Source organism: Murdochiella massiliensis, from assembly GCF_900059565.1.
GTDB lineage: Bacteria > Bacillota > Clostridia > Tissierellales > Peptoniphilaceae > Murdochiella > Murdochiella massiliensis.
Genome location: NZ_FIZW01000002.1, coordinates 711,959 through 724,632 on the forward strand (window position 1 = coordinate 711,959; position 12,674 = coordinate 724,632).

Here is a 12,674-nt window from a genome sequence, read left to right on the forward strand (position 1 = left end):
GTCATTTAATAGCCAGGGCTGATTTTTTCGGCGTAACCCTGGCTAACAGAAAAAAAGTTTGACAGCCAGGGACGATCAGGTAGTTCCCAGCCCTGGCTGAGTAAAATGAAATATTATAGCCAGGGTCTTTTTCTTCCAACAAGCCCTGGCTAAAGAAAATAGTGTGCGCCAGCCAGGGTCGATCTTTGCGGCGAAACCCTGGCTAAAAGAAAAAAAGTTTGACAGCCAGGGACGATCCGGTGCTTCCCAACCCTGGCTGAACAAAACGAAATTTCATAGCCAGGGTTTCTTCTCTCCCGGCAAACCCTGGCTGCAGAAAATAGTGTGTGACAGCCAGGGTCAGGTATGCTATATCGAACCCTATCAAAGAGCAAAAGGTTTTTCCAGCCAGGGTCGAACACCATTTTTTGATCTTGGTAAAAAAATAAAACTATCCTAACCCAGGGTCACCGGAGCACCGCTGGAATCAGTATTGGCGACGCGATTGCACAATGCGAAACACCGCCGAAATCAACGTGAAGGGTGCCGTTGATATGCTGAGTGCCGCTGAAATCAATATTGGCAGCGCGGTGGCAAAACGGAGTGTTTCCGGAATAGCTATTTACTTGGTTACAGAGGGCATACCGCTGTTGTCGGCACATTTACAGAAATTGAAAATGCCCGTTCCGTTGGAATTTCAACGAAGCGGGCAAAAATGGCTTTGGACCACACTGGAGTCGAACCAGCGACCTCCACGATGTCAACGTGGCGCTCTAACCAACTGAGCTAATGGTCCGTACTCAGGGAATAATAACAGATGGAAAAGAGCCTGTCAAGACAGCGTTAGAAACAACAACATACCCTAAACAACAAGGCAGCGACAGGTAAACCTGTCGCTGCCTTTCTTTTCCAACCTTAAGGCGGATACCCTTGATCCGAATTGCCTTTGAACATCCTCAAGCCGTATTCACCCATCTGTTCACCGTAAATTTATCCTATCGTTATCTGCTTTCCCCTACTTCACCAGGAAAATCGGCGTCCTGACTTTTTACCAACTTTTTCTCTACTTCACCGGGAAAATCGCCTTCACCGCATTGCGCACACTCTCTCCCACCGAAGCCGGTCCGCCAACAATGAGAATCTGCTCAAGATCGGTATGCGTATTGAGATAGGCATCAATCGGCATCGGCAGATTCGCCTGTTTCGTTAGGAGTACCGGCGCATTCAGCTTCTGCGCTACCGGACCGGCGACCAACGCATCCGACCACTTCTCTCCACTCGTAATTATCGCGCGTGTCGGATTCATCACCATCTCCGCCATCTTTGCCGAGACCACATAACGATCCGCACCGTCCACACGAGATACGGTTTTACCAATCATGGCTTCAATCGCCTGTTTCGTCTCGGGAGCGATCGTTCCTTCGCCGCCGCTGATCACGGCATCGCGAATGCGTGCCTTTAGGACATCCGCCACAAACTCGGGAACACGATCCTCACGTACCAGAAGAATCGGCGCCTTCCACTGATGCGCATACGGTACCGACGAAAGGGCATCCGTATAGATCATACCGTTTGCAATCACCGCATTCGTGCTCTCCGGCAGATACGCTGCGGAATTCTTGTTCACCTCAAAGCGATCAATGCCGCCCACGCGCGTGATCTTTGCATTCGTCATGGCCTTAAGCTCGTCAATGACCTTTTCCGAGATGGTTCCCGGGCCACCCATGACGATAATCTCGTCACGCTCGGTACGAAGAATTTCCTGCTTCGTCACGGCGAAGAGTTCATCCTTCTGCGTATACAGAATCGGGATGTTTCCCTGGGAGACGTTCATGGCACTCATGGAATCGGCATAGGCCATATTCTGCACAAGGATCACTTTTCTGGCATCGCCGAAATACGTTTTGGAAATCGTAGCGGCGATATCCTGCCGTGTCGGGTCATCGATAGGTTTGATGACATCCGGTGTTTCCGGTTCTTCCGTCTTTTTGTCGTTCTTGACGTAGATGGTACGAACGATTTGATTCTCGTAGCGGACACGCCCATCCTTAACGGAGAAGGAGAGCGGCTTATCCAGTGGGATATAGCCTTCTGGGGTCTTAATTTCCTGTAAGGAATAATCGCCCGTTGAGAGGAATTCCACCCTTGCTTCTCCCGATTTATCCGTCGTGACCACGCGGTTGATGGAGGAGATCATCTTGTCCGTAATCTTAAACGTTACGGGCAGCGGAATCCGGTTGCCGTCGCCGTCGATCTTTACGATGCGAAGGATCGGGGTGGAGGGCTTGGGATCCGGCTTTGGTGTCGGTGTATCGGGCTTCTTCCACTGTGCATAGACCTTCATGTCCGCTTTGACCGTCGAATTTGCAGTAAAGGTTTCTCCCGTTCCGTCGGGTTTCGTATTCCATCCGGAAAAGAGCAGGCCTTCGCGTTTCGGGTTATCCGGCAAGTCCTTTGGCAAACACGTACCATTGGATAAGCAATTATCCGCTAAAGAATGCTTATAGTATACCTGACGCGTGTCTAAGAGCGTATTGTCTGCTTCCTGTTCGCTGCCTTCGTTTTGATAGAAACGCACGACCGGAATACGTTGTTCCAAGACGAGCGTATAGATACTAGAGGAATTGAATTTAAAATTGGTATTAATTCCATTGGAATCATTCCAGGATCGCAAAAATCCATATTCAGGCGCCATTGGAGGAATAGCGCGCAGAGGCAATTTTAAATCCGGCTTACCTTTCTGCGCATAATAAAAATAAAACCCTACCGGCCAATTGCCTTCATCGGCAAGCTTTTCCTTTTCTGCTTCGGTAAGCGTAGGCAGCTTATGATCCTTTTCAATCGTCTTAAGAAGGTAATCCTTCCCCTCTAAATATTGAGGATTTCGACCGGTTACCTTGCCTTCACCATCTAATATAAATTGATTTTTACCGACATCCTCATTTTTGACAAATGCGATACTAACCATTTCCATGTGAAAACGCGTTACCGCATATGTTTCTGTCCCGTTTCCGTCATAAAACGCTTTTATACCACCGGACATATTGTTTACCATATTATTTACGGTTAAGGGATATTCAGGATAACCGCCTGTAGTTTTTTGTGTAAACCAGGAATAATAATACGGAGGAAGCGTAGACACGTCGACCTCAATCGTGTACTTTTTTCCTTTTTCGAAGGGACCAAGATATTTGGTTCCACTCCAACGCCCATGATCACCAATCGTGCCATTCGTTCTCACATTAAGGGTTCCGTCCTCATTATAGACGTTAAAATACACATTTTCCCAAGTTGTCTTTGCTGCGTTTTTCAGTGGACCGCCAAAAACCATAGTATCACGCCAAATGCCAATCGCTGAGTCCGGTGTTAACAATTTAGGCATATCCGGCGTACCTGAATAATCATCATACAGAAGAATTTCCGGTAAAATCTCAAAATACACCTTATCTTGCGCTACCGGGGCTCGTTGCGCTTTATTGTTTAGTGAGACCCCCCCCACATCCTGCGCCATAGTGCCGTCTGTGGTCGCTTTCGTTTCTTCTTTTTCGGCTTGTGTCGTTGTCACTTTTCCCGTGGCTTCATCCGCAAGAACTTCCCCTGCGGTCAGAAAGCTAAGGGCAAGAGCAAGAACGAAAAGTATCGAGAAAAACCGTTTTTTTGCCGTCTTCATGATTGCCTCCTCCGTTATTATTTTTCCTTTTTACTGATGCCATGAACATCTCCGCCATTAGAATATAGCACACATTCTTTAGATCCGGATAATGGAATCGCATGCGAATTGACAAATACTCATGCGCAAAAAAGCGACGGAACCACCCGCCGCTTTTTGACTATGCCCTTACGCATTAATGAAAGGGAAGAGCGGGCTCGCCTACTTCCCAATTCCGCCCAAGAAATCCTTAGCGCTATCCACGCCTTCCTTCGCTTTTTCTTTCAGATCTTCAGCTGTTTGTTCCGCTTTCTTTCCGGCGTCTTTTCCGGCTTTTTGAGCACGTTCGCCCATTTCGCCGACTTTTTTCTCCACATCGTCTTTCATCTCACCGGCACGTTTTGCCGCCTCATCCATTTTTTCTTTTGCTTCGCGCATAAAATCATTAGTCATGTTTGCTCTCTTTCTGTTTCTAATTACTTGGTATCTTCGGCGCTTTCGGAAGTTTCTCGTATAACAACCGGCGCTCCCACATCTTGACTTACGCCCGGTGGAAAGGATTCCCATTCCCGGCGCTGATAATAGTATACCCTTCCTTTCCTGTTTCCATTCAAAATGAAAAATGCCCATTCCGTTGGAATTTCAACGAAGCGGGCAAAGGTGGTTTTGGACCATGTTGGACTCGAACCGACGACCTCCACGATGTGAACGTGGCGCTCTAACCAACTGAGCTAATGATCCGTACAACGGGGACATTATACCATGGTCATTCATGGTGCGCAAGACAGAGGAAAGGCGGAAAATGCACAAGACCCCTGCAAAAAACGAGGGGTCTTGTGTGAAAATGCTTATCGCAAAATGATCGCGTCGCGCTCGGGGCCGACGGAAACATAGTGAATCGGGCAATCGAGTGCTTGTTCAAGATAGAGGACGTAGTCCTTGGCCTCTTTTGGCAGGGCATCCCAGGTACGGCAGGAGGAAATATCCTGTTTCCAGCCGGGAAGCGTGATTTCCACCGGTTTTGCTTCTTCCAGACAAGCCGGGAACGGGAACTCGTCGGTCTCCTCGCCATCCACGGTGTAGCGCACGACGACGGGAATTTCGGAAAGATAGCTGAGGACATCCAGTTTTGTTAAGGCCAGGGTGGTTGCACCTTGAGCCTGCACGCCGTAGCGCGTAGCGACAAGGTCGATGGGTCCGACACGACGCGGACGTCCGGTTTTTGCGCCGTATTCGTTGCCGGCCTTGCGAAGCGCTTCGGCTTCTTCTCCAAACCACTCACAGGTGAAAGGGCCTTCCCCGACACAGCTGGAATAGGCCTTCACCACCCCGATGACGTTGTCCAATTTCACACCGGGATAACCGGATCCGACCGGTGCATAGGCAGCGAGAGCATTGGACGAAGTGGTGTACGGATGAATGCCTAAATCAAGATCGCGAAGGGCGCCTAACTGCGCTTCAAAAAGAATGCGCTTTCCGGCACGATCCGCCTCACGCAGAACCTTCGCCGTGTTGCCGATGTAGGGCTTTAGCGGCGTCCCATACTGATCCAGCCAGGCAAGAACCTCCTCGGTGGTGGTCGGTTTCGCACCGTAGACCTTCGTCAGCGTAAGATTTTTCCATTCCACCAGCTGTTCCACATGGGCACGCAGATACGCAGGATGCAAAAGTTCGCCGGCAAGGATGGTTTTTTTCGCGGCTTTATCTGCATAGAATGGCGCAATCCCCTGTTTGGTCGAGCCGAATTTCTGATCGGCAAGACGCGCTTCTTCCAGAGCGTCCAGCTCACGATGCCAGGGCAAGACGAGAGACGCCCGTTCGGAAATCTGAAAATGCGGGGGCAACAATTTTACGCCCTTCTTCTCCACTTCCTGCATTTCCTTCCAGAGGTTTTCGCAATCCACGGCAACCCCGTTGCCGAGAATGTTGATCACGTCCGGGCGAAAAATACCGGAGGGCAAAAGATGTAAAGCAAACGTGCCCTGTTCATTGACCACGGTATGACCGGCATTTCCGCCGCCCTGATAGCGAACAACCACATCATAGTCTTCCGTTAAAAGGTCCACCATACGGCCTTTGCCTTCATCTCCCCAGTTGATGCCTACAATGGCGCTATGTGCCATATCACTTCCTCCATTCGTTTGACGAGCGTACTGTTCCGGATCCGACGGACTGCTTTATCGGCGTTGCTTCGGCCTGTGCAATCGAAATTGCCTCGGCCTTCGTTATTGGAATCGCTTCTGCCTTCGTTATCGGCATCGCTTCTGCCGATTCGACCAAATTTGCTTCGGCCTGTCCTGCCGATCCGCCCAATTCACTATACACCATCGACGCGATCACGATCACACATCCGATGGCCGTGATCGGGGACAGGGGTTCGCTGAGCAAAATGGCCGAGACAAAAACGGCCGAAACCGGGTCGACATAGCTCAGCAGGGAAATCGTCGGTGCGGGCAAATGTTGAATGGCGTTGAACCACATGGCGTAGGCCAGACCCGTATGCACCACGCCGAGTATTAAGGTGTAAACGATCGAACGCATGTCCACCTGTAAAAGCGTCAGGTCTTCAGTGAACAAAACATAGGGAATCAGTACGACGGTCGCGACGCTAAATTCCATAAGCGCGAGGCTTGCCCCGTCCACTCCTTTCAGACTTTTCCCGATGCCCATGACCCCGGCATAGCACACTGCGCCCATCAATGCCAAAGCAATGCCGAGACCGCCTTTCAGCTCACCGTTGATCACGCCCGAGACGAAGAGCATCCCGAAAATAGCGCCACCCATGGCCACTCCTTTGCGCATCGTGATCTTATCGCCAAAGAAAAAGGGCGAAGCCAACATAAACATCAGCGAAGACATACAATAGCACATCGTAGCGATGGCCACGGTCGTATATCGGTAAGCCTCAAAGAGCAGAATCCAGTCCGCCGCCGTAATGATTCCGGCCAAAAGGATGCGATTTTTATATTTCATGACCGCCGATGAGAAAGACAGCCGGCCAAAGGCGAATAACACCGCCAGAAAAAGGGATCCGATCAAGGCGCGAAATAATACGACTACACTGGAAGGAAAAAGAATTCCGTGTCGAAACAGCCCCAAAGTGCTAAACAGGAGCATAGTGACGACGAGTTTTCGTTTCGGCGTGAGGAACTTTTCTTCCATTTTTCCTTCCTTTCTGTGAGATTTTTATTGCTTTTGAGGTGAAGTTTTGCACGTTGCGCTTTAGACGTTCGAAGAAGGATGTTCAACGATTCGTCGCGCGCCTGTCCTTTTCTATTTCACTTCCACGCGATACACACGTGATGCGATGGCAGTCAATAATTCATACGAAATGGTTTCGGCGCGATAGGCCAAACTGTCGGCGGAAATGCCCCAGCGATTTTCCCTTGCCGGGGAAAGCTTCGTATCGTTACGTTCCGCCGCAGTGGTCGTAGCACTCGCCATTTTGGTGTCGTCGGTTGTTGTCGTCTTTCCCGCTGCTATCGACGCGCTTTCGTCTCCGAAAAGCGCGGAAAACGCACGCTCGCTTTCTTCGCGAATTCGGCGAGAATCCGTGTGTTCCCAATCGGAAGCCCCCATCACGAGCACCCGATCGCCCACGTCAACCGGCGGTGCGTCGGTCACATCCAGCATCAGCTGATCCATGCAAATGCGCCCGATGACCGGACAGGCGACACCTTTCACCAGCATCATGGCGCGGCCGGAAAGAATGCGCGGATAGCCGTCTGCATAGCCGACCTGCACGGTGGCCACCTTAGTTTTGCGCTTGCTGAACCACGTCCGCCCGTAACCCACGCTCTCGTTTTCGTCCATCCATTTCACACGGGAAATAGGTGCCGTCCAGCGATACGGAATTTGCAAATCGATGGCACAAGCCGCTTCGCTTTCAATGGAAGGATAGTGTCCATAGAGACAAACGCCCAGCCGCGCCGCATCAAACAGTTCTTCGTCCGGGAAGAAGAGAAGACCGGCGTCGTTGGCAATATGACGAAAGGGAATTGAAATTCCTGCCGCTTTGAGACGTTCAGCCATCCGCCGAAAACGGGAAAGTTGCTCGCGGGCAAAGGGATGCGGAAACGGTACTTCATCCGCCGTCGCAAAGTGAGAAAAGAGCCCCTCAATGCGCAGATGCGGAAGCTTGGCTACGGCACAAATGTCCGCAAAGGCTTCATCGCTTTCCGTCAGAAAACCGATGCGGCGATGACCCGTGTCCAGAGCAATATGAATCGGTGCACAAATGCCCAATTTCTCCGCTTCCCGATTCCATGCCTCGGCATCCGCCAAAGTCGAAATGGCGGGACGAATGCCCATCCGAATGAGTTCAGGACGATCGTCCGGATCGGTGTAGCCAAACAGAAGAATCGGCTTATTGCCTATCGTCTGACGCAAGCTGAACGCTTCCGAGACGGTGGCGACACAAAAGCCGGCAACCTCATTGCGAATTGCCTGTGCTACGCGCACCGCGCCCAGGCCATAGGCATCTGCCTTGACGACGCCGAAAATCGATTGCGGATGGTCCTTACACATCGCCAACAGATTTTCGCGAATTTTCGTCGTATTCACTTCCAATACGGACTGCGCCTTCATTCTTCCTCCTTCTGCGCAGCTTGCGCAGATTATGACAAATATGCTTGGCAGAACGTGCCAATGGTTGGCGATCACGTTTTCGATGAGACGCAACGCCGGTTCGCTTTTCCCCGCCGCGTTGTGTGACAAGCCTGCTGTTTCTGGAGGCATGCTTCCCGCAAAGCTTGCGAGGGTCGGTTGTAACGGGCTACAATGAAAAAAAAGCGAAAAGGAGTCTGCTATGAAGCCCATTATCGGTCTTAGTACGACCTACACCCACAACGATAAGCTTGGCGCCATGTTACACATGGGCGTTCCCGGTCAAAGCTATCACGTCTGCACAGATGATTTTGTGTGCGCGGTTTCGGCTGCCGGGGCAACGCCTGTCCTGTTGCCGACGCTAGAAACGGAAGAAGAGCGCGAAGCGCTTCTCGACGTGCTCGACGGCATCGTTTTTTGTGGCGGTGCGGATCTCTATACGCCACTCTATGGCGAAAGCACCGAAAAGACCTGCGGTCCCGTTGTTCCCGAGCAGGATCAACACGAAGCCGCCCTCGCCCGATTGGCAAAGAAACGGAATCTTCCCATGCTTGGCGTTTGCCGCGGAATGCAGCTTCTCAACATTGCCTTCGGCGGAACGCTCTATCAGGATTTGCCTACGCAAAAACCTTCTTCACTATATCACAGCAATGAGAACGTGCCACGGGAATATGGCGTGCATGCGCTGGAAATTCGGCCACATTCGCTTCTTGCAGATCTATTCGGTGAAAGCGTCTGGGTGAATTCCTTTCATCATCAGGCAGTGAAAGACGTCGCGCCGTCTCTTTCTGTCAGTGCGCAAACAAAAGACGGCGTGATTGAGGCATTGGAATGTTCGGAAATGCCTGCATTTCTCGCCGTTCAATGGCATCCGGAAATGATGGCTGCCAAAGATGATGCTCAGCAGGCCATTTTTTCCTGGTTGGTCACGTGCGCCCGAGCATTTGCCGGTCGGAAATAAGGCCGTGCGTTCCGTCGGACTGTGCTGCCGAGGCCTTTCGTAACACGTGCTGACGCGTTCGTTACGTTATGTCAACGGTCGTTCATCGCGCGACGGCGCATGATGGTCGGCGAAAAAACACCGCGGAGGTTCTTCACCTTAGCGGTCGTTCATCGCGCGACGATCTTGCATGGCGCGAGCAAGCGTTAATTCGTCATAATATTCGAGTGAACCGCCAACGGGAATGCCACTGGCAATGCGGCTTACGCGCACAGGATATGCTTCCAGCTGATCCGCCAGAAAGAGCATGGTGGTCTCCCCTTCCACCGTAGGCGAAAGAGCCAGAATGACCTCTTTTACCGGCGTAGAACTGTTCATGGAGTCTTTAATGCGCTGTAGCAGGCGGTGTACGCCGATATCTTCCGGTCCTCGCTGATCCATGGGCGATAGCAGGCCGTCCAGCACATGGTAGGTGCCGAAATAGGCGGCGCCGCGCTCAATGGCCAACAGATTGGTGACGTCTTCGACAACCGTGATCACGGAATGGTCGCGTTTCGTGGACGCGCAAATGGGGCAAATCGCCTCTTCGGTGATATTGCCACAAATGCGACAGCGGTGCACCTTCTCCGTCACGTCCAAAAGGGCGCGGGCAAAGGCGCGTGTGGCGGCCGGATCTTTCAGGGCATGCAACGCCAGACGTTGTGCCGTCTTTTTCCCAATGGTAGGTTGCTGACGAAAGCGTTCGATCAGCACCTCTACGGACGCCGGAAATTCGTTCATATCCCCTCCTTTATTCGCGTTCGGGATGGTAATGTCCCGAATGAGTAGAGTTCAGAATATTAGAGTCCCGGAATGTTCATCCCGCCCGTTAGGCGTCCCATCTCCGATTCGTTAAGCGCTGTCGCCTGCTGAATTGCATCATTCACGGCAACCATGACGAGATCGGCCAACATTTCTGTATCTTCGGGATCCACGACTTCTGGATCAATCACAAGCTCTAACAGCTCATGTTTTCCGTTCATTTTGACTTTAACGACACCGCCGCCGGCACTGGTCTCGATTTCGGTTGCGTCGATCTTCTGCTGCGTCTCTTCCATCTGACGCTGCAGGCGCTGCATCTTCTTCATCATATTGTTCATATTGTTGCCGCTGCGCGGTCCTTTGAATCCCTTCATGTCTCCTCCTTATTCCATCTTTTTGAGTATTTCTTTGGGGATGGTACGTTGTAATTCCTGCCATGTCCAGTCTTCCGCTTCCGACGCCGGGTCCGCATCGCCGGACAAATTCGTCGGCACGCTTCCTTTGTCTATCGCGCTTGCTGAGGGAGGCGTTGTTGGAACGGCAGTCGTTGGTACAGTTGTCGTTTTTGTCGACGTGCTCATCCCGTCCTTGGATTTCTTCCTGTCCTCAGGTTGCGTCCCATCCTTAGGTTGCTTCCTGCCCTCAGGTTGTGTCCCGTTCTTAGGTTGCGTCGACAAGCTCGTCAAATCCTTTAATTGTGTCGACCCGGTTGTGCTGCTCGAAGGTCGCCTTGCCGGTGATTCTTCGCCGAGATGCAGGCGGATCGTTTCCCCGGCAAAACGGGAAAATGCGGCGGACAGTTCTTCTTCTTTTCCCTTGAGGAGGGCGCCTTTTGCTTCGTTTTCCCGGGCATAGGAAACGTAAGTCTCGCCCTGGTGTACGTCTATTTTAGCAAAACGCCCCAGAAAAAACGTGGGCACGATTTTTTCTTTTTCCACAACATTGCGCCAGGCATTCTCATGGCGTCGATACCAACCTTCGGGATCCGCCGAAAAGGAGTTGGATGGTGTAGTCGGCTGCGGAGCCGTCGTGGGTTGCACCGGCGTTGTCGGCTGTTCCGGACTTTGGGATGCTGTCGGCGGTGCAGTCTTCGGCTGTTCCGGACTTTTGGGTGCTATTGACGGTGTAGCCTTCGGCTGTTCCGGGCTTTTGAGTGCTATTGACGGTGTAGCGGGTTGCGGTGGCGCCGATGTTCGAGATGCACCGGCCGGCTGTGGAGCGACAGGTGCAACGGCAGACGTCGGTGTCTCTTTTGCCGATGGAATGGTAGCCTGCGGCGCGGTGGACGCAACCGCCTGCAACCGTTCCAGCGCATCCCGGATGGCTTTTTCCGGGGATTGCCAGCGTTCCACGATGGCCAGTTTTTGTTCCAGCGCGACAATACGGCTTTCCAGCACGCGCGGGGAGGCATAATTGATGAGTCGCGCGACGGCGGCCAGAAAGAGCGTTTCCGCGTGATCGGATTTTTGCAACAGCACCTCGGTTTCCACCAAGTGATCGACGGAGTCAAGCAGGCGCGTCATGGGAATGTCAGCCACGAGCTCCTCCATTTCCCGGCGTTCCATGTCCGAAATAGGTGCCTTCCACTCCTTGCCGGCCCCTTTGATCAGCAACAATTGCTGAAAATAGGCGATCCATTCCCGAAGGAGTACGGCAGCCTCTTTTCCTTCCTTAAGGAGGGAGGCGGCATGAGTCATTGCTGCAGTCATGCGATCATTCAACACATCACGCGTAAGCTCGGTCAGCGACAACTTGCCGGCAGTGCCAAGCACACGATCAACCAGTTCTTCCGTGATATCGGTATCGCCCATGGCCATCACCTGATCGAGCAGCGAGAGCGCGTCACGCAAAGCACCGTCCGCGGCACGTGCCAGAGCGGTCAACGCTTCCGGTGTAATCGTAACGCCCTGCTTTTCCGCAATGTAGGAAAGGCGTTGCGTAATAACTTCCACATCAATGCGCTTAAATTCATAACGTTGGACGCGCGACAGTATAGTGGGCGGAATTTTTTCCGGCTCGGTCGTCGCCAGAATAAAAATCAGGTGTGCGGGCGGTTCTTCCATCATCTTGAGCAGTGCATTAAAGCCTTCTTTAGTGATCATATGGGCTTCGTCGATGATGTAGACCTTGTAACGCACTTGTGCCGGCGGATAAATGACGGTTTCCCTTAACTCCCGAATGTCGTCAATTCCGCGGTTGGAGGCGGCATCCATTTCGACGACGTCCATAGTGGTTTCGTCCAAGATGGCACGACAATGAGCGCACGCATTACAGGGATTGCCTTCTTGCGGTTCCAAGCAGTTGACCGCGCGTGAAAAAATTTTGGCGCAGGACGTTTTGCCCGTGCCGCGTGTGCCGGAAAAGAGGTATGCATGGCCGATATGCCCGGTCATGATCTGATTTTTCAATGCGGTAACAATAGCATCCTGGCCGACCACCTCGTCAAAGGTCTGTGGACGGTAGGCGCGATAAAGAGCTTTTTGCATGGTTGCCTCCTATCCTCCATTTTAGCATAGGTGTTGGCGAGCAGAACAAAACTGCCACGTCCGGTCGCCTATGCAAAGCCGCCCCGTCCGCTCGTCGCTCGCTTCTCCTCGTCGCCTCGCTTTATAGCCATTGCTACGGACGCAACTCGTCGAAGAGGCGACTCACGGACGGGGCGGCTTTGCGGTGGATGTGGTGGACAGTAGTTCTTTCGGG

10 protein-coding genes and 2 tRNA genes are annotated in these 12,674 nt (G+C 52.2%); 2 read left to right on the plus strand and 10 right to left on the minus strand.

Features of this window, described 5'->3' with window-relative positions:
• Nucleotides 1-163: 163 nt before the first annotated feature.
• A complete protein-coding gene (locus BN3910_RS04960; protein ID WP_066924928.1) occupies nucleotides 164-439 on the plus strand; it encodes a hypothetical protein in 276 nt (91 codons plus the stop codon).
• Between the two features lie 262 nt (nucleotides 440-701).
• On the opposite strand, the gene BN3910_RS04965 is transcribed toward BN3910_RS04960, so the two are convergent.
• The 7 genes from BN3910_RS04965 to alr all read right to left on the minus strand — a co-directional run bounded on the left by BN3910_RS04965 (nucleotide 702) and on the right by alr (nucleotide 8,215).
• Nucleotides 702-775: transfer RNA gene (locus BN3910_RS04965), tRNA-Val, on the minus strand.
• 267 nt (nucleotides 776-1,042) lie between these two features.
• Nucleotides 1,043-3,649 (minus strand): cell wall-binding repeat-containing protein, encoded by a 2,607-nt coding sequence (locus BN3910_RS04970; RefSeq protein WP_066924930.1) that lies wholly within the window; start codon nucleotides 3,647-3,649, stop codon nucleotides 1,043-1,045.
• 201 nt (nucleotides 3,650-3,850) lie between these two features.
• Nucleotides 3,851-4,081, minus strand: a complete 231-nt coding sequence (locus BN3910_RS04975) for a hypothetical protein (protein ID WP_066924932.1) — start codon at nucleotides 4,079-4,081, stop codon at nucleotides 3,851-3,853.
• 214 nt (nucleotides 4,082-4,295) lie between these two features.
• A tRNA-Val gene (locus tag BN3910_RS04980) sits at nucleotides 4,296-4,369 on the minus strand.
• A 107-nt stretch (nucleotides 4,370-4,476) separates the two neighbouring features.
• Nucleotides 4,477-5,751 (minus strand): adenylosuccinate synthase, encoded by a 1,275-nt coding sequence (locus BN3910_RS04985; protein ID WP_066924934.1) that lies wholly within the window; start codon nucleotides 5,749-5,751, stop codon nucleotides 4,477-4,479.
• 1 nt (nucleotide 5,752) lies between these two features.
• A complete protein-coding gene (locus tag BN3910_RS04990) occupies nucleotides 5,753-6,790 on the minus strand; it encodes a DMT family transporter (RefSeq protein WP_066924937.1) in 1,038 nt (345 codons plus the stop codon).
• Nucleotides 6,791-6,901: 111 nt separating this feature from the next.
• Entirely contained in the window at nucleotides 6,902-8,215 is a 1,314-nt protein-coding gene (gene alr / locus BN3910_RS04995) for an alanine racemase (protein ID WP_066924938.1), read from the minus strand.
• A gap of 220 nt (nucleotides 8,216-8,435) precedes the next feature.
• Here alr and BN3910_RS05000 point away from each other — a divergent pair, with 220 nt between their 5' ends.
• Nucleotides 8,436-9,194: a gamma-glutamyl-gamma-aminobutyrate hydrolase family protein gene (locus BN3910_RS05000; RefSeq protein WP_066924940.1), complete on the plus strand. Its 759-nt coding sequence runs from the start codon at nucleotides 8,436-8,438 to the stop codon at nucleotides 9,192-9,194.
• Between the two features lie 138 nt (nucleotides 9,195-9,332).
• Here the strand turns inward: BN3910_RS05000 and recR are convergent, their stop codons facing one another.
• Genes recR through dnaX form a run of 3 tightly spaced genes read right to left on the minus strand, consistent with a single transcriptional unit; the run spans nucleotide 9,333 to nucleotide 12,460 of the window.
• Nucleotides 9,333-9,953: a recombination mediator RecR gene (gene recR, locus BN3910_RS05005; protein WP_066924942.1), complete on the minus strand. Its 621-nt coding sequence runs from the start codon at nucleotides 9,951-9,953 to the stop codon at nucleotides 9,333-9,335.
• 59 nt (nucleotides 9,954-10,012) lie between these two features.
• Complete coding sequence (locus tag BN3910_RS05010; RefSeq protein ID WP_066924944.1) at nucleotides 10,013-10,348, minus strand: YbaB/EbfC family nucleoid-associated protein; 336 nt, start codon at nucleotides 10,346-10,348, stop codon at nucleotides 10,013-10,015.
• Between the two features lie 9 nt (nucleotides 10,349-10,357).
• Entirely contained in the window at nucleotides 10,358-12,460 is a 2,103-nt protein-coding gene (dnaX, locus tag BN3910_RS05015; protein ID WP_066924947.1) for a DNA polymerase III subunit gamma/tau, read from the minus strand.
• Nucleotides 12,461-12,674 lie beyond the last annotated feature (214 nt).

Bases quoted from the DNA above. Each gene is read 5' to 3' on its own strand.
- BN3910_RS04970 (WP_066924930.1), bottom strand. From the start codon at position 3,649: ATGAAGACGGCAAAAAAACGGTTTTTCTCGATACTTTTCGTTCTTGCT.
- BN3910_RS04975 (WP_066924932.1), bottom strand. From the start codon at position 4,081: ATGACTAATGATTTTATGCGCGAAGCAAAAGAAAAAATGGATGAGGCG.
- BN3910_RS04985 (WP_066924934.1), bottom strand. From the start codon at position 5,751: ATGGCACATAGCGCCATTGTAGGCATCAACTGGGGAGATGAAGGCAAA.
- BN3910_RS04990 (WP_066924937.1), bottom strand. From the start codon at position 6,790: ATGGAAGAAAAGTTCCTCACGCCGAAACGAAAACTCGTCGTCACTATG.
- alr (WP_066924938.1), bottom strand. From the start codon at position 8,215: ATGAAGGCGCAGTCCGTATTGGAAGTGAATACGACGAAAATTCGCGAA.
- BN3910_RS05000 (WP_066924940.1), top strand. From the start codon at position 8,436: ATGAAGCCCATTATCGGTCTTAGTACGACCTACACCCACAACGATAAG.
- recR (WP_066924942.1), bottom strand. From the start codon at position 9,953: ATGAACGAATTTCCGGCGTCCGTAGAGGTGCTGATCGAACGCTTTCGT.
- BN3910_RS05010 (WP_066924944.1), bottom strand. From the start codon at position 10,348: ATGAAGGGATTCAAAGGACCGCGCAGCGGCAACAATATGAACAATATG.
- dnaX (WP_066924947.1), bottom strand. From the start codon at position 12,460: ATGCAAAAAGCTCTTTATCGCGCCTACCGTCCACAGACCTTTGACGAG.